General features: G+C 60.4%; 1 pseudogene. It reads right to left on the bottom strand.

Annotation, left to right across the window (positions count from 1 at the left end):
- Window positions 1-245: pseudogene (gene fusA / locus AB1471_RS17725) on the bottom strand (elongation factor G); the annotation flags it as partial.

The following is a 245-nucleotide window of genomic DNA, read 5'->3' as shown; positions in this document are numbered from 1 at the left end:
CCTGCTCGGAAAGGAGCAGTTCCATCATCTCGTCGCTGTACATGGCCAGCGCTTCGAGCAGCTCGTGGCGATACTTCTTCGCGTCGGCCTGCAAGTTGGCGGGAATCTCACTTTGCGTGACGGTCTCGCCCTTGGGGCCTTCGAACGTGTAGGCCTTCATGTCGATCAGATCGACGAGGCCTTCGAACGTTTCGCCGGCACCGATCGGAATCTGCAGCAGCGCGGCGTCGATACCGAGCTTCTCG

It is taken from the genome of Jeotgalibacillus marinus, assembly GCF_040801915.1.
Classification (GTDB): Bacteria; Bacillota; Bacilli; order Bacillales; family Jeotgalibacillaceae; genus Jeotgalibacillus; species Jeotgalibacillus marinus.
Note: the sequence above shows the minus strand (reverse complement) of the source record. Positions and strands in the feature narration are given on the sequence as shown.